The sequence below is a fragment of the Undibacter mobilis genome (assembly GCF_003367195.1).
GTDB classification, from domain to species: Bacteria; Pseudomonadota; Alphaproteobacteria; order Rhizobiales; family Xanthobacteraceae; genus Pseudolabrys; species Pseudolabrys mobilis.
Genome location: NZ_QRGO01000001.1, coordinates 1,399,237 through 1,419,226, shown reverse-complemented (window position 1 = coordinate 1,419,226; position 19,990 = coordinate 1,399,237). Strand labels below are relative to the sequence as shown.

Here is a 19,990-nt window from a genome sequence, read left to right as displayed (position 1 = left end):
GCAACGCGGTCAAGGGCCACATGTGGCTGATCCTCGTTCGCCGGCCGAGCATCGCCCGGAAGCGTTATCGCTTGAGCTTCCCCCGTCATGGCTGAACAAAGTCTGCGACAAAATAGCTGTCGAACGGCCGGTCGCTGCTCAGCACTCCGGTCTTCTTCATGACCTCGACGGTGCTCTGCCACTTGGCCCGGTCAATCCGCCCCGACGCTGCCGCGCTGTAGTAAGCCTTGATCAGTTCGGCCTGCCCCCCAACGACCTTGCGGTCGATATCGGGCCTGGCGCGCACCGCAGCGTCCAGCGCAGCCTGCGGGTCTTCATAGAAGGCTTTGTACGATTTGACGGACGCCGCAACGAAGCGTTTAACAAGATCGGGGTTGTTTTTAATCAGGTTTTCATTCGTTAGCAGACTGACACCAACGGTCGGCACCCCGTAGTCGGCGAAGCGCTGGCATTGAACGGGAAAGCCTTTGCTTTCAAGAAGCACCACATGGTCAATGCAGGCACCAAGGATGGCATCGACCTGGCCGTTCAACAGCGACACGGGCTTCGCGGCACCGTCCATATAGGCGAGGTTGACGCTGTCCTTCGTCAAGCCGTTGCTTTCCGCGACGACAGGCCATTGCTGGGTCAGCGCATCGCCCGCCGTGACCCCCATCCGCTTGCCCTTCAGATCCTTCATCGCCTTGATGTCGGAAGTCTTCGACCACAGAACACCAAGCGCGCCGACATCCTGAATGGTCATGATGGCCTTGATCGGCATTCCCTTGGCTTCGGACTGGATGATCGAGACCGCGTCAGCCGTTCCGAACTGTTCCGATCCGGAACCCACGACTTGCGCGGCGATCATCGACCCCTTGCCTTCATTGATCGTGAGGTTGATGCCGGCGTCTTTGAAATAGCCGCGCTCGAGGCCGAGGTAGAACGCGACGGTCGAGCCGTTCACAAGCCAATGGAGTCGCAACGACACGTTGTCCGCGGCCTGCGCCGCGTGCGATCCGGCTGATAGCAAGACAAGCGCCATCGCGAGCGCAAATATCTTGCTTATTCTTCCTCTTCTACTGGTCATTTCTTCCCTCATTTTTTTGATTAGTTTTTTAGATTTTTATGTGCCGGTAGCGCTTCCCGATGCTGTACCTCGGCTGGGCACAATTAGGCGCTCCGCAAGCTCGATGATGAAGTACAAGGAGACCCCCATGATCGCGAGCGTAATGATGGTCGCGAAACTCATGGCGGTGTTCAGGTCGCCGTTGTATCGGAGCAGCAAATATCCAAGCCCCTTATCGGACGCCACGAACTCGGCAACGACCGCTGCGGTCGGTGCAACCGTTGCCGCGATGCGCAAGCCGACGAAAACGTGAGGCAAGGCGGCCGGGAGCCGCACCTTCCGGAAAATCCGAAAAGCACTCGCCCCCGTCGTCCGTGCGAAATCGACGATCTCGAGATTGATAGAGCTGAAGCCAGCAATGCTGCTGACCACGATTGGGAAGAAGGCGAGCAGGAAGACCACCAGGAGCTTCGGCAGCAGTCCGAAGCCAAACCAGATGATGAACAGTGGCGCGATCGCAATTTTGGGGACGTTCTGCAGCATCACGATGCCCGGATAGATCGTCCGCGCGACAACCGGGAAGAAGGCGATCGACAGCGCCAGGGGAATTGCAACGGCGATGGCTGCGCAATAACCGAGAAAGATGACAGAGGCTGTCGCCGAGCCGTTGGCTATCAGCGTCGGCAGGTTCGCCGCCCACTGTTCCAGGACCAATCGCGGCCCCGGCAGGATATACTCTGGAATCGAGAGCAGCGTGACCGCAGCTTGCCAAATGACGAGGATCGCGCAAATCGCGACAACGAACCCACCGATGCGCTGCCAGGCGCTGGACAGCCAATTTGGCACGCGCCACGTCCCGCTCGTTACCGCGAACTCGCTCATCGCAAACCTTCGATTTTGCCCATTCGCGTTGCTTCCAGAACGCGAGAGCGGATGTGACCTGTCGGGCGAAGAGGCCAGATCTCGCTGAGCGTTTGAGCCGCATCCTTCAGCAGTGGATAAAGCTTCTGAAGACGTTCGACCGGGAGCCGGAAGGCGGGACCGGCAATGCTCAGCGTCCCCACGCCACACGCGCCTTCGGCACGGGCAGGAATACTGACGGCGATGACATGAAGGCCCGGCTCGCCGGATTCGAGCGCGAGCGCGTAGCCCTGCTCATGCACCTCCGCGATGCGCTCCAGCATCTCGGAGACGGAGCGCGCGGCATTCTTTCCATAATTCTCAGGGACGGTCGGTTGCTCGAACCCGTGCCTGACCATGATCTCAACGGCTTCGTTTTCCGGCAGGGTCGCAAGCCATGCCAAACCCGATGCCGTATTGTTGAGCCTCACGACCGGACCGAGGAACGGTTCGAAGCGCAGCGCGGCTCGGGCGCCGCGGGCATTCGCCACCCAAATCAGGTTGGAATTCTCAGCCACCGCGAGAGCAACATACTCGCCGGACTTCGCGGCAAGCTCGTCCAGAATTGGCTGCCAAACCTCGCTGATGCCGCGCGCCGCCAGGTATTTGAAGCCAAGCATCGGTAGCCAAAGCGACAGCTTGTATCGGGCCGTGTCGGGATCCTGGTGGACGTAGTTTCTCTCGACGAGCCGTGCGAGCAGCCGATGCGCGACGCTCTTGGGCAGGCCATGCACATCGCTGACCTCTGCAACGGACAGGCCTGCAGGGGATTCCGCAAGCTGTTCAAGGACTTCGAGAGTTTTGGATACGGAGGCGCGATCAGACAAAATCATATTCCTGTGCGGAACGTTGTTCCGATTAGGTTTGCAAGGCGGCTGCTGACTGTCAAGCTCTTCCGAAGTGACAGCCGCGCCGCGGCAGCTCATTGTCGAATAAAGCGGGTCGGCAGCGTCCCACTCCCTGCGCTTCGATAGAACGCTACGCGTCGACCGGGCTTTGCGTTCGATGCCGACAGCGCAAGACCTCATCCCAGCCCGCCGACCGCGTTCCGGACGTCGTAACTGTAGAGCCACTCGCCGTTGTGTAAGGTGGAATGCGGATTGATGAACTTCCGCAGCTTGAACTTCAAATTCCGCTTCAGCCGCGCGAGCGGCGAACGCAGATGATTTTCCGCCGCACGGCCGCGCGAGCCGAGCTGGGCGCGCGATGTCCGAGGCAGCCGAAGCCTTTCATATAAATGGAGACTTTCGGCGACCGGGCGTCCCTGCGACAACAAAAGCCCGAGGGCCAAGCCGTCTTCCAGCGCCATCGCGGCGCCCTGTCCCAAAAAGGGCAGCATGGGATGCGCCGCATCGCCTAGAAGCGTAATGCGTCCGACAGACCACGCCCCAAGCGGCGGCCGATCAAAGAGACCCCATTTATAATAGCTTCCGGCGCGTTTAAACAGGGTGATGAGTTTCGGATTCCAGCGATCGAAAATGCCGAGCAACTCATCTCGGTCGCCAGACTGCGTCCAGGACTCGGCTGTCCACTGCTGTGTTTCATAGACAGCGATCACATTCACCAATCGTCCGCTGCGGACATAATAGTGAACAACATGACCTCCCGGTCCGAGCCAGTTGGTCACGGCAGGCTCGATGGGTTCCACCAGACTCTCTTCCGGAACGGTGAAACGCCAGGCCACGTTTCCCGTGAATTCGGGCTCATCCTCGCCGAAAAGGCTTCCGCGCACGGCAGACTTGATACCATCTGCGCCGACGACCACGTCGGCCTCGACTTCCTCGCCACTTTCGAGGATCGCGACGGCAGAATTCTCGCTTTGTGCTACGGCGATACACCGCACACCAAAGCGTAAGCTGGCGTCGGGCAGCCCGGTTGAAAGGATGTTGTGCAGATCAGCGCGGTGAACGCTGAGATGAGGCGCGTTGAAGCGCTTCTCGTACTCGCCTTTGATGTCGGCGCGGAACAAACAACGCCCCGACTTCCAGTCGCGGAAGACATGAAAGGCGGGCTCGAAGGCACTTTGCCGGAGCCGGCTTTCGAGGCCGAATTCTCGTAACACCTTGACGCAGTTCGGCGAGACGTTGATGCCGGCGCCGACTTCTCCGAACTGCGCGCTCTGCTCGATAATGACGACCTCGGCCTTGCCGCGAAGCGCTTGCGCAACCGCGAGACCGCCCAGTCCACCTCCGACAATGGCTACACGAAGTTTCCTGGCCACGTTCCGCTCCCGATACCGGCTGTCAGGCTCCTCCGAGCGATCGGGCTTCCGCGGGAGGATCGACCAGACCGCGGATCGCCCAAACCTTGTTGCCGGCCAGACCCAGCAAGTCCTGCGCGCAATCCCGTGCGAATGAATTGGAAACCAGACGGTGCTGGGACGCCGAGAACATGTCCCGGAAGCAACGCTGCAATGCCGTGCTTCGCAGCGAGACACCGCCTGCGGTCTTGTACGCAAACGAACAGATATCCGCGGCGACATTGGTGACGTGGATAAGAGCCAGCCGCATCAGCGTATATTGTCGGGTCTGCACCGGCTGGCCATCGTCAAGCGTCTTCGCAACATCCCGCCATGTCTCGTAGCAGAATGCGCGCGCCGATCTCAGTTGGGCTTCGGCAAGACCAAAACTCTCCTGAAATTGCGAGTCGCCGCCCTGAATCGCCAACCGAGATGGACGCCCGCCGGAAGAGTCGGCAAGCTCAGCAAGCTCCGATAAAGCTCTTCGCGCAATGCCGAGCGCAGCGCCGGTATGGCCGAGCGGCGACATACCGACGACACCGAGACGGAAAAGATTTCCGCCGCGGAGTGCAATGTTAGCATCTGGGGAATGGGTGAATTCTTGCGGAACCGCGACATTGTCCAATTCATAGTCGACGCTTCCCGTCGCGCGCAGCCCAAGCACATCCCAATTTCCCAACAACCTGGCTTGCTGGGTCGGAAGAATAAAGGTCCGCACCTCCGGCTGGCCCGTCGCCGGATTGATGCGCGGTTTTCCATTTTCAAACACACGCGCACCGGTATGAATCCATGTCGAGTGCAGCACGCCGCTGCCGTAGCTCCACCGTCCCGACACCCGATACCCCTTGCCGTCCACATCGGCGCGCCCAAAAGGCCCGCCATTTCCGGCGATGATTGGAATGCCTGCGCCGAACACCTTTTCAGCACCTGCATCCGGCAAGTATCCGGACGCGGAACCGGTGGCGACGTTACACGCCATCACCACCCAACCGGCGGCGGCGTCGGCCTCGCAGAGAGTTTCGTAAACCTCGAGCGCCTCATCAGGCTTGGCCTCGGCCCCGCCCAGCGGACGGGCCGCGAGCAAGCCGAAGAAGCCGCACTCGCGTAACAGGTCCAGGCTCGGAGGCGTCAGCTGGCCGGACGCTTCATTTTCTGCGGCAAAATTGCGCAAGCGCGGCGCAACCTCGCGGGCCAGATCGACCCAGTTTGTCCGCGCTTTGCCGATCGACTTTTCGGCGCTTGCTTTCAGCATATCGCTCTCCTCGGTCAGCAATCTTCGGGGATGTTCACGGCAAAGAGAGTGTTCCGCAAAAGACGGCTCGAACCTGCGCCATCCTTTGGCTTAAGAAGGCTTACGTTGCCGTCCATCCGCCATCCTGAACCAGCAATTGACCTGTCATGTATCCCGATGCCGGACTGGCAAGGTAAAGCGCAACACCGAGAATCTCGGAGGCATCGCCTCTCCGCTTCATGGGAATTCGGCTATGGATCGCCGCGTAGAAACGTTCCTCTTCGGCAGCCGCTGCCTGCTTCCGGCGCGCTTGCCCCAGTCTGGTGCCGCCATGCCATCCAGGAGCAATGGTATTGGCGCGAATGTTGTATTCGGCATATTCAACGGCGACTTGCTTTGTGAAGCCGACGATCGCCGACTTGGACGCCGCATAATCCACGCCGGACGATGTAAAGCCGGGATAATATCCACCCAGGCCCATGATCGACGACAGATTGATAATTGAGCCGCCCTCGTCGAACATTTTTGGAAGCGCGGCCCGCGTGACGAAGAAAGTCCCGGTCAGATTGATATCGATGACGCGACGCCAGTCCTCGGTCCGCGTCTCATGCGTGCGGGCTGGAACGGCGGCCACGCCCGCGCTGTTCACGAGCACATGCAGATGGGGATGATTGAGACCGGCAAAGGCCGCCTCAACTGACGCCTCACTGGCGACATCGATCTTGCAAGGTTCAGCCGCACCGCCATTCGACACGATCGCCTGCACGACCTCCGCGATGCGGTCCTCGAATATATCCGCGCAGATAACCCGGGCGCCGGCTTGGGCATAGCCTTCGGCAATCACGCGACCCAGTCCGCTGCCCGCGCCGGTGACGAAGGCGCTCTTGCCCTTGAGGCTGAACATGTCGTTCAACGGCAGAACGCCATGGATGGGCTGTTGGCTATGGTCGGACGCCGTCATGCTTATGCTCACTTCGCGCCTCACGACGTAGAGACGCCATGCGGCCACCCTGTCCGAAATTCAAAACTCAGCCAGAACGCACTTGACCGCCATCGACGTAGAGCGTCTGGGCCGTAAAGAACGCCGCATCATCACTTGCCAGGAACGACAGCGCGCCTGCGAGGTCGTCCGGCTTCGACGGGCGCGGAATCGCTTGGCGACTCGCCTGGACCTCGAACAATTGCTCGGAAGTCAGTCCGCTGAAATTGGGCTTTCGCGCCAATGTCCCTGGCGTTCTGGTGAAGCCGGGCGCGATCGCATTGACGGTCACGCCGTCCGCCCCCACTTCACTGGCCAAAGCGCGCGTGAAGCCGATAACGCCCGCCTTGCTGGCGATGTAGTGCGTCAGCCCCGGCGCCACCTGCGCGTAAGAGTTCGAGGTCAGATTAATCACCCGTCCCCACTTACGCAGCCGCATGCCAGGGACGAATTGCTTCGACATCAGGAAGACGGAGTCGAGGTTGACGGCGATCATTTCGCGCCACTGCTCGAAGGTCAGATCTTCAAAGGGGCAACTCGGAAAAATCCCGGCATTGTTGACGAGCACGTCGCAGCGGCCGAAGGCACTGAGGATGTTCGCAGCGAGGCTTTTCACATCCGCCGGATTGCTGACATCGCACTGGTATGACGCGGCATGCCCATGCGCCGCCTTGATCTCGCTCACCACATCATCGCCGGGAGCCCGATCCACGATGAGAACGGTAGCGCCCTCCGCGGCAAGACGCAGCGCGAAGGCGCGTCCAATCCCAGCCGCACCACCGGTGATAATCGCTACTTTGTCGTGATGCTTCTGATTCATCCCACGCCCGGTGCGGCCATAGTGCCAACCCGGGTCTTATATTCTAGTCTTTCAGTTGTCAATGTTCTGTCCGGAGGTCCGTGCGGCCGGCGCGTAACGCACTCGGTTCCACTGGCATGGCGGTGAAGCCTCACCCATCGACGACCAGCCCGTTGACAGGCTCCGTGATAAATACTAGTATTTAAGATAGCTTCAAACAGACGGTCATTGATGTCCGCTCCCGAAACCAACCCTGTTTCCTCTGACGGGATCGAGCCCTTCGGGACGCGCGAACTCAGGGACTGCTTCGGGGCTTTTTATACCGGCGTCGCCGTGGTCACGACGGTCGGCACTGATGGCCGGCTTTTCGGAGCCACCATCAATTCGTTCAGTTCGCTTTCGCTCTCTCCCCCTTTGATCCTGTGGAGCCAGCGGCGCCAGTCGTCGACTTTTCCTATCTTCAGCGCCGCACGATATTTTGCGATCAATATTCTGGCCGAGGATCAGGTCGAAACGTCGCGCGTCTTCGCCAGCAGCCACCCCGACAAATTCGCGGGCTTTGACGTAAAGAAAGGCCTCGGGGACGTGCCCATACTCCCTGGCTGCTCGGCCTACCTGCAGTGCTCCCATGAGACGAGTTACCCCGGGGGCGACCATGTCATCTTCGTGGGGCGCGTCGAGCGCATCGAGACAACAGGACGCCCGCCGCTGATTTTTGGCGGGGGACGGTATTTGTCGTCACAGCCTCTGCGAACCCATGCCGATGCGTGACCGGCGTTCGCTATAGCAATCCCGACCCTGACGGCGCGGTAGGCGGCGCCCCGGCACCCCGCTATGTGAATATGTTCTCACGAGCGGTTTTATGCTATGAATTGATCGGGACAATTTCGGTATGGCGAAAACGCCGAGCGCGAATTGCTACGCCAACCTCACCCGCTTTATGCTAGTGTTTTAGAGACGAGATTCTAAGGGAAATCATGCTTCTGCGCCAAAAGACTGGCCTTGGTGTCCAGGTATACCAACACGTGCGGCAACTCCTGCTCGATGGCGCACTGCATGTGGACGCCGCGATGCCGATTGATGCCATCGCGGAGGATCTGGGGGTCAGCCGGCAACCGGTCATGGATGCGGTTCGTCGGCTCGCGCTGGAAGGCTTTGTAACTATTACGCCGCAGGTTGGCAGCTTTCCGCGCCGCTATAGCGTTCAAGAAATGGTGGATTTCTACAAGCTGTTTGCCGAAGCGGAATGCGTATGCGTCCAGCTCGCTTGCGAACGCGCCGATGCGGGCCACATTCGGCAGCTCAAAGCGATATCCGCGGAAATCGGACAGCTCGCGACCAGCCGGCTCGGCAAGGTCGAACTCGCTCGAGAATACCGGCGCCTGAACCAGAGATTTCACTCTGAAATTCACAGTCTTATCCAATCGGCCGCTCTTGCTGAGGCCACCGAAGTCATGGGCGACCTCAGTGACTTTATGGTCGCGACGGCTGAAGCGCCGATCTTCCTTGAGCGCCTCAAGGTCGCGCACAAGGAGCACCAGGCACTGATCGCCGCCATCGAAACGCGGGACGCCACCACCGCGGTTTCCGTCATGAGACAGCACGTTCGCGCCATCTCCGAGCGTATTGCGAAAGTGGGAAAGCTACGCGTCACGGCCGACGATGCGGAAGGGACTGGACGGAAGGTCTCCCGTCGCGGTTAGTAAAATCTACGACGGAGGCTGAATTCAGCCGGCGCGATCCATTGCATCGCGGCGTATGGTTCACGGCTTAGCCAGATCCATGGCCTTTTCAACGAGGCCCATGCAGGCGCGCCAGTCATATTCCCCGTATGTCATGGCATGGGCGCGCACGGGATCGCCTGCATAATAGCGTTCGTATTGAACCTGGCGCGAACCGAAGGCGTCGCCGGCGAGATCCCAGGCGACCTTGAGAAGACGCGTGCGATCAAAGCCGGATGCTCCGTCAGCGCCACCATTGAACCTGACCACGTCGGCACCGATCGGGCTCGCGAAGTCGGCCATAGACGGCGTCATCATGATCCCGCCCGCGCCGACGATCTGAAGGATTTCGATAACGCGCGGATAGGCCCTGGACATCAGCAATCTCGTTGTCTGAAGGGGCGCCAGCGCCGGCATCAGCACACCGGAAGGCGCCCTCTTCGCCTCTGCCTCGGCGGCGTGAATGCAGGCCCGGATCGTCTCCAGATAAACGACGCACTCCCCGAGCATCTCCTGGACATGGAGGAAGCTGTCGGACTTTGAACTCCGCGCCACCGCAACGGCGAGCCCGATGGCGAACTGCATCTTGATCAAGCCACGCACGGACGTCTGATGCGCGGTGTGATTACGGATCTGAGTCTCGCTGTAGAGACGGTTAGAAAGTCCAACGTCCCCCAGGAGAAACACGCGCTCCCAGGGCACCAGGACATCCTTGAATACCAACAGCGAGTCCGCCTCCTCGAAATTGGAGGCGAGCGGATGATCCGGCCCGTATCTTTTTCCGGTGTCATACGGCTCACGCATGATCTGGGTAATGCCGGGCGTATCGATGGGCAGCGCAAATGCGAGCGCATGCTTTTCGTCGCCCGGTCGCAAACCCGGAATGTTGTAAATCAGAACTTCGTCAGCCAGAGGAGCAAGCGTCGTGAGTGTCCTCGCGCCACTGACGATAATTCCAGCGGACGTCTCGCGCACCACGCCTAGATGGAAGAAAGCGTCGCTCTGTTGCGATGATGTCTTGGAGCGATCCCCCTGTGGGGTCGTCAGGGCGTGTGTGAGAAACAGGTCCTTGTCCCGGACCTCCTCATAGAAGCGAACGATATTGTCACCGAACTCACGCCGCCCCTGGGCAAAGAAATCGGCTGCTTCCGCCAGCGCCATGACCGAGCAGTTGAGAAAATCCGGGGACCTGCCCATCAAGCCGAAGGTTGAGCGGGCATACGCCGCGAAAGCCTCGCGCCGCTTGGCCAGATCAAAGGAAGACGCAGGCCGAATGAAAGCTGTACCGGCACGACCGCGTGGACCTTCGAAGCTCAGTTCCGGAGTGGCGGGATCGCATTGCAGATCGTACAGCTTTGCGATCTGCGCCGCCGGGTGGACCAGAGCGGGATGAGTCGTAACGTCCTCAACCCTTTCCCCCAAAACCCAGATTTCGCGTGGCTTGGCCGCCAGATGATCCAGAAACTGCTTTCCGTTTCGCATGCTGAGGCCGCTTCGCCGGATTACGGCTCAGACGCGAAAGGAACGCCCCCGGCCCTGTAGTCCGGCCCCTCTAGAGGCCCCCAGAGATTTCGGACTTTGCTTTCCGGCCCAAGTGACCACGTGCGAGGCACATACAGCGTGTCGCAGTCGATGCGCTCCATCTCGATGGAGTTTTCGACAACGCAGCCGTTCGGATCCGAATAGTAGCTGAAGATGTTGTCGCCCGCGCCGTGCCGTCCCGGTCCCCACAGCATCTTGCGATTCTTGAGAACAAGCATGTCAGCGATACTGGCAATATCCTCGAAACAGTTCGCATCGAAGCCGTAGTGATGCAGTTTTGCTTCCCCCGTGCCGACCGCAAGCGTGTGATGAAAGCCATCGGCCGCCCTGTACCAAAGCAATTCATCGTTGGTCGTGCGGTCCGACAGCTTCATGCCCAGCACGGTTTCGCAAAAGGCGCCGAAGCTCTTCGTATCCTCGACACGGACATTGACGTGTTCGAGGCGAACAGGGTGCGCACAGTGTCCACTGTACCGCGCACTCTGATCCCGCGGCACGGGCGTGTGCACCTCAAAGATGATGCCGTGCGGCGTCCGAAAACGCACGACGCTTTCGATATTCGGAAAGTACGAACGGTCCGACAGAATATCGCATCCATGGGCCGACGCGCGCCGGCGCACTTCATCAACCGCGTCCTTATTCAACGCTTCAAGACCGACCGCGAGGACGGCTTTCCTGCTGCTCTTGAAATAACCAACCTCATGGCGGCGGCTGTTGCACGACAGCGTCACCATATGACCGGCGCGGTCGATGATACGCGGGCCCGAAATCTCGGCAAGATCCTGCGCGGATCCTTCAGGATCGGGCGTTGCCAATGCAATGTGGCCCATCTGACGAATGAGATAGCTCATGGAATTCCCCCGATTCACGGCACAGAAGTGAGCTAGATGGCGAAGTCTGCCGCCTCTTTGACGATTCCGTTCCGCAAGATGCCGATGCCGGAAATCTCGACCTCGACCTGGTCGCCAGCCTTCATCCACAACGGCGGCTTGTGGAAGGCACCGACCCCGCCGGTCGTGCCGGTGATGATGACATCGCCCGGCTCGAGGGTGATGAAGGACGAGCAGTAGGACACCAGTTCCGGCACATCGAAGATCAGATCATCGAGGGTCGCGCTCTGAACCTCTCGTCCATTCAGCCGCGTTTTCAAGCTCTGCTTCGACAGCTCCGGCATCGCGTCGGTCGTCACCAGCCATGGACCGAAGGCGCCCGTTTTCGGGAAATTCTTGCCAGGCGCGAATTGCTGGGAGTGGCGCTGCCAGTCCCGGAGACTTCCGTCGTTATAGCAGGAAAAGCCGGCGACCCGTTCCATTGCACGCTCGCGGGACACATAACGACTGCGCTTGCCGATGACGACAGCCAGTTCGCCTTCGTAATCGAACTGCTCGGAGACCTTCGGGCAAACCATATCCTCATTGGCGCCCACCTGCGTCTCGGCAAATCGCGTAAAGATCATGGGCTTCGGCGGCATTTCCCGCCCGGTCTCCTTCACGTGGCTCGCGTAATTAACGCCCACGCAGAGGATCTTGTCGGGATTCGTAATCACGGGCAGCAATCGGACGCTTCCCCACGCGATCGTCGGCTTATCCGCCTGGCGACTGCGGGCATAGCCAACTCCCTGCTCGTCAGCGAGCAATTGCCGCAAGCTTGAATACCGATCGCCAAGATCGACAATACCTTCGGGTTTCGCGGCGTCCCCGAGCACGATACCGCAGCTTTCACGGCCATCCTGGGTGACAAAGCTAGTTAGTTTCATGAGAGCTTCCGATCCTGTCTAACGATTGCGTCTTCGATCATTTGCCGCCGAGAATAGTGACCGCTGTCGCGGCTTCTTCGAAGCCGAGGAAGCCACCGCCGTTCTCGGCGATCGCCCAGCGCGCATTGGGCACCTGCCGGGCGCCAGCTTCGCCGCGCAGCTGAGTGACGAGCTCATGGACCTGCATGATGCCGGTGGCGCCAATCGGATGACCTTTGGACAAAAGACCGCCAGACGGGTTGACCGGGATGCGCCCGCCAAGACGGGTTTGGCCGGACTCGGTCAAAACCCCACCGTCGCCGCGCGCGCAGAATCCCAAATTTTCGACCTGGAGGATTTCCGCAAAAGCAGTCGCGTCATGCACTTCGGCCAATGACATGTCTTGCGGCCCGACTGAGGCTTGCTCGTAAGCCTTCAGGGCCGACCGGCGACCAAGGTGGTTATCCAGATCATCCGCCTGGCGCGTGGTCGACGACGTCAGCGCACACGCCGCCACCGGCACCGCCCGCTTGGTGTTGAAACGTTGAAGCGCGCTGCCCGTACACAGGACTAGCGCGCCAGCACCGTCGCTGATCGGCGCGCACATCGCACGAGTGAAAGGCCATGACACAGGTTTGTCTGCGAGAACCTCGTCGATCGTCATATCGAAACGATACTGAGCGTCTGGGTTCAGGGCTGAATGGTGATGGTTCTTCGATGCCACCGCCGCAATCTGACGCTGGGTCGTGCCAAACCGCGCCATGTGATAGCGCGCGAAGGCCGCGTAGATGTCCATGAACACACTGCGCTCGGCTGCAGGCTGCACGCCAGCCGGAATAGGCATTCCGTTCGCCAAGGCCAGAATCTGTTCGAGCTGCTCGTCGAAATGAACGATGTCGGTGCTGCCTTTGAAGGCGGCGAACATCCCTTGGCGGTTCTCCGGAAAGAACATTTTCTCCGCGCCGACAACCAGCGCCACCTCGCCAAAGCCGCCTTTGAGATAGGCCATGGCATTCAACAGTGCCGTGCTACCGCTGGCGCAGGCATTCTCGACGTTGGTTACCGGCACGCCGGCAATGCCGATGCCGCGCAACGCAACTTCGCCCCGAATGCCATTCTGGCCTTCCAGCAATGCCTGTCGCGTGTTGGAGAACCAGGCCGCCTCAATCGCTGTCGCATCGGCGAGCCCTGCATCGGCAAGCGCCTTTGAAACAGCGATGGCTGCCAATTCGCGTACCGATTTTTCTGGTTGTTTGCCGAGCCCGGTCATACCCGAACCGACAATGAAAACCTGCGTGGCAGACGACATCAAACGCACCCCTTCTCAAGGGATTCGACGACCGAAAGAACATCCCGACGGGTGATTTTACCCACCGGATTCGTCGGCATCTCTTTCAAGAAATGAATGGCCTTTGGAGCACGAACCGGTCCAACTTGGGATCTGGCAAAGGCAATGAGCTCGTCCGAGGTCACGGCGGCCTTTTCGGAACTGACGATGGCCGCTTCAACACGTTCGCCCCAGTAATCGTCGGCGCGCGCAATCACCACAACATTCCGCACCGCGGGGTGCTTTGATAAAGCCGCCTCTACATCCGTCGGGTAGACATTAAAGCCGCCGGAGATAATGACGTCACGGAGCCGCCCCTTCAGCGTCAGGTAACCGCGCTCATCGAAGGCGCCAAGATCTCCAGTGTGCAGCCATCCATCGACGATCGTGGATTCGGTCAGGTCGTCACGATTGAGATAACCCCGCATGACAAGATCGCCGCGCACCACCACTTCGCCCGTTTCACCCGTCGGCAGAAGTGCGCCATCCGGGCCCATAATCTGGACCTCGTTGTAGGGGCATGGCCGGCCAACGGATCCGATGTTCTTCTCGTCCGATAGCTCGCGCGCCGTCATCGCAGCAATCATGGTTGGCGCTTCGGTCTGGCCATAAATCGTGGCGAGGCATGGCCCCAGCACTTTCTGAGCTTGCATGATCCTGGCTGCCGACATGGGCGCCGCCCCGTAGATTAGATGACGCAACTCCGGATAGCGGATGCCATTCGCGCTCGCATAATCCAACAGAGCGTAGATCAGGGTTGGAGGCATGAAACTCGCCGTAATGCCCTCCTGAAGCATCACGTCCGAGATCTTCGGCGCCTTGGCTCCGTCCAGGAGGACGGTGCAGCCGCCCACCGCCAGAACCGGTAGAAGAAATGTGCCAGCGCCATGGGTCAGCGGCGCAATACCAAGCATTCGCTCACTTTCGGTGAAGCCGAAGACCGTGAGCATGCTCGCAATGCAGCTCATGAAGGCGCGATAAGGCTGCATAACTCCCTTCGGGCTGCCTGTCGTTCCACCGGTAAACTTGATGGCCATGATTCCATCGTGCGGATCGGTGATATCGGCTGGTTGACAGCCCGCATGGCGCTCACAAATGGCAACGACCGTGTCATTGCCTGTTGCCCCCCCTGCGGCTACGACGAGGGGGCATTTCAGGTCCGCGAAGAGCGACAGGAAGTCAGCATCTGTCACGATCAGCGACAGCTCTGCAGCGGCAGCAATGCCGGCGAGTTCGTCGCGCGAATTTCGCGGGTTCAGCGGCACCCAAATGTGCCCTGAGGCAAAGACGCCCAACATCGCAACGACGTGCTGCCAGTTGTTGTGCGCACAAATCCCCACGCGCGATTGTTTCCGAGAGAGATTCTTCTGCAGGAAGACCGCAAAAGCCTCCATTCGCTCGACCAGCTGGCTATATGCCAAACGATGGGCGCCGTCCGCGATCGCTACGCCTTGCGGATTGAGCCTCAGTCCACGATAGAGCATCTTGATGGGTGTCATTGTATGCCTATCACCGACACCAAAAGTTTCGCGGTTTGGAGCGCCCCCACAATGCGCATGCCTACCGTGCGAAGCTTGCTAATATTCTAGCATCTTTGTAGTGTCAATTGCGTTTGTCGCAGCCGTCGCCTGCTCTGGCGCTAGCCTGCGGCAAAGGGCTACTGACGCTCGATCTTCTTTTCATCAATCACACGGTTCCACCGTGCAATCTCACCGGCAATTCGATCGCGCATTTGGTCGGGCGTGGTCCAACTTGGTACGCCACCCAGTTGAGACAAGCGTTGCTTCATGTCGGGCTCATCCAGAATCGCCTTCAACTCCTTGCTCAGACGATCGATGATTGGCGATGGAGCTCCTGCCGGCATGGCGAGACCGAGCCACGACATGGTTTCCACGCCGGGCAACACCTCAGCCACGGTCGGCACGTCCGGGAGCAATGGAAAACGTTGTGGCGAGGCAACCGCGAGCCCTCTCACCTGGCCGCTGCGAATGGGCTCGATTGCCGTAGTCGCAGTGTCCACCATGAAGTCGACGCGGCCACCCAGGAGATCAACAAGAGCCTGCGCGGCTCCCCTATAAGGCACCGGCACCATCGTCGTGTGGGCCTCGATGTTAATCCACTCCCCCAGCAAATGGTGGGCGCTGCCCGGCGCATTGGACGCATATTTGATCGTATCGGGCGCCGCCTTCGCGCGCGCCAGCAAATCGGGAAACGACTTGATTGGCGAATCGGGCGCCACCATGAGAACCAATGGATAAGCCGTCACCATCGATATCATGGAGAACGCATTAATCGCGTCGTAGGGTAGTTTCTTGCGCATCGCTGCGGTGCCCGAATGCGCTCCGGTCAGCATGATCATGGTGTAGCCATCCGGAGCGGACCGCGACACGCGTTCGCTTGCCGTTACGCCAGCCGCTCCAACGGCGTTTTCAACGATGACCGGCTGTCCGAGCCGCTGCGAGAGCTTTTCGCCGACAATGCGCCCCACCACATCTGGACTACCGCCAGGCGGGAAGCCGACGATCATCCGGATTGGGCGATCCGGCCAATCCTGCGCATTCGCAACGTTGCTTTGTTGCACAATGGCGAGAGCGATCAGCGCGAAGGCCGCGAAGAAATTCCGCATTTTCAATAGTTGCCCTTCCTCAAAACCGGCGACAGCAGCCTCTCTTTCGAGACGCGTTCTCGGCGGCCTCCTTTATTCTTCGTTATTTGGTGCTAGTCCGGCTTCCCCGCGCCGGCTTTCTCGGTCGCGGGGCGCGGGAGCGAACTTCGTTAGCGCGGGCCGACGTCGAATGTAAAATAGTTCAACGCCGAGAGGCACTGGCTCGCCGCGAACACGTCGATGTTGGAAATCTTGTCCAGCCAACGAGAGTTGATTTCCTTCTCGCAATCGGCAACCACGGCATCCACGACAACGCGGGCGACTGGATAGCCGTTGTCGCGACCATACTTTGCGATGGCCTGCCCGACCAAAGCCTTTCGGTCGACAGCATTGACCCGTTTCACGGTTTCGTAGACGTCGGTGACGAAGCCCTTCATAACAGCGACATCGTCACGTGTGGCCGGATTGCTGCGGTGCCCCGAGACTAGAACGTCGAAGTCGTAAGCGAGCATCTGATCGAAAACTTTCATGTAAGCATCCATGTTTTCGGTCAGGTTGTAGTTCATATAAACGGTCTGCCCGGCGGTCATTGTATCGATCGCCATTAAGACCTTCTGCTCCTTAAAATAGACCATCAGGTCACCCGGGGCAGAATGCCAGTAACCAACCTTAATTTCCGCGGTGCTGGTGCCGAGATTGAGCGTTGTATGGTCCTTGAAGACCTTGGTCGGAACCGGACGATTGGGATCTTTTTGGCCGCCGAGAAAACGGGCCACGCCTTCCTCAGCGACGATTTCGAGCTGCGGATTTTGCTTCATTATCAGACCAGCGCCGCCGATATGATCGACGTGCGCGTGCGAATAGACGATCGACACGATGGGCTGCTTGGTCACTTCCGTGACGGCCGGCAGGATATATCGCGCCAAGGACGGCGGTGCGTCAAAGAGGACGACGCCACGATCGCTGGTCGCAAAGAGCGACTGATAGCGCCCATCGGTGATCATGAAGATCGAGGGCTTCAGTTCACGGACGACATATCCCTTATTGGGGTCGATCGGCCAGAAACGCGCCTTCGTTGCAGGCAGCACTGGCGAATAATCCGGGAGAGCACTGTCCTGAGCGAGCGCCACCACAGGCGTGACAGTCAGCGCAAGCCAAGCCAGGAGCAAACGAAAGCCCTTCATACGTCACCTCCCATTTTTTGTATCTGTTACATACTAGTGTTTTAGCATGCGCGCAAGAGGCGGTCGTGACCGCGGCAAAGCGGTTCCATCCTCCGACGCGGGATTTCGCAACTGCGAGATGTCGGTTTCAGCGCCGACCAGAAAGCGACGGCCGGCGCCGGAGACGGCTGCGCTATGGCGGCCACGTACCGCCGAGCTTCGCGGTCAAGCGCGAAGCCACCGACACCAGCGTGTCACGGCAATGTTTTCCTGCGCGGTCGCTGGAGAACTCGCCCGCCGTCGCAAGCATCGACAACACCATTGGTACGTGCCCGCTGCTGTCAAAGACAGGCGCGCTCAAAGCATCGAAGCCCGAGAAAAAATCGCCATAGACTTCGGCCGTTTTCCGGGTCCGCACTTCATCCAGAACTTTCTCAAAACGCGCCATTGTGATGGGCTTGCCACGGGACGTTGGCCGCATCCGATTTTTTAGCTCCCGCTCGATCACGGGCCGAGTCACCGCTTCTGGTAGAAAAGCCGCAAAGACCCTGCCTGACGCTGAATTCAACACTGGGATAGCGCTGCCGATCCGTGAGGAAACGGTGACGGGTTCAAAGGGCTCGATGCGCCGCACGACTGTCGGACCGAGATCTCCCCATGCAACAATCGCCGAGTTTTTCCCCGTTTTTTCATGGAGTTCGCGAAGAGCCTGCTCGCCGAGCCTGAATTCGTCGAGCCTGTTCTGCGCCGCGAGACCGAGTGAAATCGCCCCGCCACCGAGGCGATATTTGCCATCGATCGAATCCTGCTCAACGATGTCGGAGCGGCAGAGGCTGACCAGAAAACGGTGCGCCTTACTCGGGGCGAGGTTGGCGGCTTTTGCTATATCGCCCAAATGCATGGCATCCGGCCCATTGGCCAGGATGAAAGCGATCTTCAGGCCGATCTCAACTTTGTCGACTCCCTGCTGGCGCCTTGCCCTGTTCGTACCGGCAGACTCGGCTTTTCTAGCCGATTGAAAGCCATTCCTACGTCGAAATGATGAACCGCTCATTATTCAATCGTTGCAAGAGTTTCGGATCGTTGCACCTTACGATGTTCACCAATAGCCGCCTAGTGCCGATAAGGCCGTTGCACCCGTCAGCGCGCAACCGCGGCTGAGCCGGCGACCCGCATTGGACTTCATCGCCTGAAAGCGCGTTCAAGTCTGTCGGCTGCCCTGGCCGCAATCGCTTCTGCCCGGGCTGCTACGAAGCTATTGAGGACATGAAAAAAATAGAATACGTTCCATTTTGTGGGATTGCGAGGCCGCGCAAGGTTTCTGCGGGCGTTTCGAAAATAACAACCACATCAAGGGAGGTCGTTGATGAGGAAGCATACGAGGCTTGTTTTTGCTGCCTGTTTGAGTGTAATCGCGACTGCTGCGGCAGCGTTTGAAGCCCGCGCCGAGATCGTGGTCGGCGGAACTTTTTCGCTCACTGGTCCTGCGGCCGCGCTAGGAACGTCATTCCAGCGCACGATGCCTCTTCTTCCCAAAGAGATCGCGGGCGAACCGGTGCGCTACGTCATCGTTGACGATGGCTCTGATCCGTCCAACGCAGTCCGGAATGTCCGTAAGCTGATCAATGAAGACCGCGTCGATGTACTCATCGGTCCCACCAATGCGGCGACAGGTTACGCGGTTGCTCCGTTGCTGGCCGAGTTCAAGGTGCCGCTCATTTCCGGCACGGCCATCGATCTGTTCGGCGAGAAAAGCTACTGGTTCATCAATGTCTCAACTCCGATCAGCATGTGGGTGGACCGTATCGCCAAGCGGATGAAAGAGACCGGGATGAAGAGGGTCGCCTATGTCGGCTATAACGATGTCTACGGTGACACGGCCTTCGCGAACTTCAAGAAATCGTGCGACCAGCTTGGCATCGAGATCATCTCCAACGAACGCTTTGCGCGTGCCGACACCAGCTTTGTCGGCCAGGCGCTGCGCATCGTCGCCGCGCAGCCGGATGCCGTTTTTATCGCCGCCTCGGGGAGCCCCGCCGTGCTGCCGAACGTCGCGTTGCGCGATCGTGGGTACACAAAACCGCTGTACAATGCTCCCGTGGCTGTCGGGCAGGACTTCCTTCGCCTCGGCGGCGCCAAGGTGGAAGGCATTATCGCGGCGTCCAACCTCATTCCGGTGCCCTACCAGATCCCCGACTCTAACCCATCGAAAAAGGCTGTGGTTGAACTCGCAGACCAGTTCGCGAAGCTGTACCCGACGACGGCGCCGGATACACAGAACCCGACCGCCTATGACTCAGGCATCGTCCTGAAAATGGTTGCGGCCGAGGCTCTCAAGGTGGCCAAACCCGGAACCGAGGGCTTTCGTCTGGCTATTCGCGATCGGCTCCATACAATCCGTGGGCTCGTGGGCAGCATCGGCGTCTATAACTTCGAGCCAAACGAGCCTTACGGCGTCGGGAGCAACAGTGTTGTGTTTGTGACCGTCCAGGACGGCAAATGGAAATATATTGGTGATTGAGCACGGCAAAGCCGCCGTGGACTGACGCCTGTTTCACCGACATCTCGGCAAGATCGTGCCGTGGGAGTTGCCGCCTGCAACTCCCACGGCGCTTTTCTTTTTGCGAGTGGCGATGGCTGAAAGAAACGCCCAGCCGGCAAGCGTCCGCCAAAAGCGAAGCGGCCAGCCAGTCGGTTAGCAAGC

General features: G+C 59.4%; 18 protein-coding genes. 3 read left to right on the top strand and 15 right to left on the bottom strand.

All coding sequences use genetic code 11. The annotated features are described in order from the left end of the window. Positions 1-85: 85 nt before the first annotated feature. The 7 genes from DXH78_RS06720 to DXH78_RS06690 form a co-directional block, all read right to left on the bottom strand. Positions 86-1,066, bottom strand: coding sequence for an ABC transporter substrate-binding protein (locus DXH78_RS06720; RefSeq protein WP_168192724.1), 981 nt, complete (start codon positions 1,064-1,066; stop codon positions 86-88). Between the two features lie 36 nt (positions 1,067-1,102). After that, on the bottom strand, positions 1,103-1,927 hold the full coding sequence (locus tag DXH78_RS06715) for an ABC transporter permease (RefSeq protein WP_115516326.1): 825 nt from the start codon (positions 1,925-1,927) through the stop codon (positions 1,103-1,105). After that, positions 1,924-2,778 (bottom strand): IclR family transcriptional regulator, encoded by an 855-nt coding sequence (locus DXH78_RS06710; RefSeq protein WP_210209516.1) that lies wholly within the window; start codon positions 2,776-2,778, stop codon positions 1,924-1,926. Before DXH78_RS06710 ends, DXH78_RS06715 begins: the two co-directional genes overlap by 4 nt. 191 nt (positions 2,779-2,969) lie before the next feature. Beyond that, positions 2,970-4,166 carry an FAD-dependent monooxygenase gene (locus DXH78_RS06705; protein WP_115516324.1) on the bottom strand — a complete coding sequence of 399 codons (1,197 nt, stop codon included), beginning with the start codon at positions 4,164-4,166 and terminating at the stop codon, positions 2,970-2,972. Positions 4,167-4,188: 22 nt separating this feature from the next. After that, the gene (locus DXH78_RS06700) at positions 4,189-5,436 is read right to left on the bottom strand and encodes an acyl-CoA dehydrogenase family protein (protein WP_115516323.1); all 1,248 of its coding nucleotides are present in this window, start codon (positions 5,434-5,436) and stop codon (positions 4,189-4,191) included. Positions 5,437-5,536: 100 nt separating this feature from the next. Then, on the bottom strand, positions 5,537-6,376 hold the full coding sequence (locus DXH78_RS06695; protein ID WP_115516322.1) for an SDR family NAD(P)-dependent oxidoreductase: 840 nt from the start codon (positions 6,374-6,376) through the stop codon (positions 5,537-5,539). A gap of 67 nt (positions 6,377-6,443) precedes the next feature. Continuing rightward, positions 6,444-7,214 carry an SDR family NAD(P)-dependent oxidoreductase gene (locus DXH78_RS06690; protein ID WP_115516321.1) on the bottom strand — a complete coding sequence of 257 codons (771 nt, stop codon included), beginning with the start codon at positions 7,212-7,214 and terminating at the stop codon, positions 6,444-6,446. Positions 7,215-7,424: 210 nt separating this feature from the next. On the opposite strand from DXH78_RS06690, the gene DXH78_RS06685 reads away from it, so the two are divergent. Next, entirely contained in the window at positions 7,425-7,964 is a 540-nt protein-coding gene (locus DXH78_RS06685; protein WP_115516320.1) for a flavin reductase family protein, read from the top strand. 206 nt (positions 7,965-8,170) lie between these two features. Beyond that, positions 8,171-8,896, top strand: coding sequence for a GntR family transcriptional regulator (locus tag DXH78_RS06680; protein WP_115516319.1), 726 nt, complete (start codon positions 8,171-8,173; stop codon positions 8,894-8,896). Between the two features lie 60 nt (positions 8,897-8,956). On the opposite strand, the gene DXH78_RS06675 is transcribed toward DXH78_RS06680, so the two are convergent. From DXH78_RS06675 to DXH78_RS06640, 8 genes are all read right to left on the bottom strand, one after another. Next, positions 8,957-10,396, bottom strand: a complete 1,440-nt coding sequence (locus DXH78_RS06675; RefSeq protein ID WP_115516318.1) for a 4-hydroxyphenylacetate 3-hydroxylase family protein — start codon at positions 10,394-10,396, stop codon at positions 8,957-8,959. A gap of 20 nt (positions 10,397-10,416) precedes the next feature. Continuing rightward, a complete protein-coding gene (locus tag DXH78_RS06670; protein WP_115516317.1) occupies positions 10,417-11,307 on the bottom strand; it encodes a VOC family protein in 891 nt (296 codons plus the stop codon). Positions 11,308-11,339: 32 nt separating this feature from the next. Then, positions 11,340-12,161 carry a fumarylacetoacetate hydrolase family protein gene (locus tag DXH78_RS06665; RefSeq protein ID WP_347337762.1) on the bottom strand — a complete coding sequence of 274 codons (822 nt, stop codon included), beginning with the start codon at positions 12,159-12,161 and terminating at the stop codon, positions 11,340-11,342. A gap of 88 nt (positions 12,162-12,249) precedes the next feature. Further along, positions 12,250-13,500, bottom strand: a complete 1,251-nt coding sequence (locus DXH78_RS06660) for a thiolase family protein (protein ID WP_115516315.1) — start codon at positions 13,498-13,500, stop codon at positions 12,250-12,252. After that, complete coding sequence (locus tag DXH78_RS06655) at positions 13,500-15,017, bottom strand: class I adenylate-forming enzyme family protein (protein ID WP_115516314.1); 1,518 nt, start codon at positions 15,015-15,017, stop codon at positions 13,500-13,502. Before DXH78_RS06655 ends, DXH78_RS06660 begins: the two co-directional genes overlap by 1 nt. Before the next feature lie 158 nt (positions 15,018-15,175). After that, positions 15,176-16,144, bottom strand: a complete 969-nt coding sequence (locus DXH78_RS06650; protein ID WP_115516313.1) for a Bug family tripartite tricarboxylate transporter substrate binding protein — start codon at positions 16,142-16,144, stop codon at positions 15,176-15,178. A 149-nt stretch (positions 16,145-16,293) separates the two neighbouring features. Next, entirely contained in the window at positions 16,294-17,307 is a 1,014-nt protein-coding gene (locus tag DXH78_RS06645) for an MBL fold metallo-hydrolase (protein WP_115516312.1), read from the bottom strand. A gap of 172 nt (positions 17,308-17,479) precedes the next feature. Then, entirely contained in the window at positions 17,480-18,340 is an 861-nt protein-coding gene (locus tag DXH78_RS06640) for an IclR family transcriptional regulator (RefSeq protein ID WP_115516311.1), read from the bottom strand. Positions 18,341-18,652: 312 nt separating this feature from the next. Here DXH78_RS06640 and DXH78_RS06635 point away from each other — a divergent pair, with 312 nt between their 5' ends. Then, positions 18,653-19,807 carry an ABC transporter substrate-binding protein gene (locus DXH78_RS06635; RefSeq protein ID WP_115516310.1) on the top strand — a complete coding sequence of 385 codons (1,155 nt, stop codon included), beginning with the start codon at positions 18,653-18,655 and terminating at the stop codon, positions 19,805-19,807. Positions 19,808-19,990: the final 183 nt, after the last annotated feature.